General features: G+C 51.5%; 1 protein-coding gene. It reads left to right on the top strand.

From position 1 onward, the window contains the following. A partial coding sequence (locus HBA93_RS19810) for a pseudouridine synthase (protein WP_286202081.1) occupies positions 1-334 on the top strand: 334 nt, incomplete at both ends.

Genomic DNA, 334 nt, shown 5'->3' with positions numbered 1-334 from the left:
CACAAATTGCGCGAAGGTTCAACGATTGCGCTACACATTCCCGAAGCCGAACCAGCTGATCCACAGCCGGAAGATATTCCGCTTGATCTCCTTTATGAAGATAATGACATAATTGTGGTCAACAAGCCTGCCGGACTGGTTGTTCATCCGGGAAATGGCAACTGGACCGGAACTTTGGTTAACGCTTTAATACACCATTGCGGTGACAGCCTGTCCGGTATCGGCGGCGTTAAGCGTCCTGGCATTGTCCATCGTCTGGATAAAGACACGTCCGGCGTGCTGGTTATTGCCAAACACGACAAAGCACACCAGAACCTGAGTGCGCAATTCGCCG

Source organism: Ochrobactrum sp. SFR4, assembly GCF_019730395.1.
In the GTDB taxonomy this organism is placed as follows: domain Bacteria; phylum Pseudomonadota; class Alphaproteobacteria; order Rhizobiales; family Rhizobiaceae; genus Pseudochrobactrum.
This window is presented reverse-complemented; position numbering and strand designations above follow the sequence as displayed.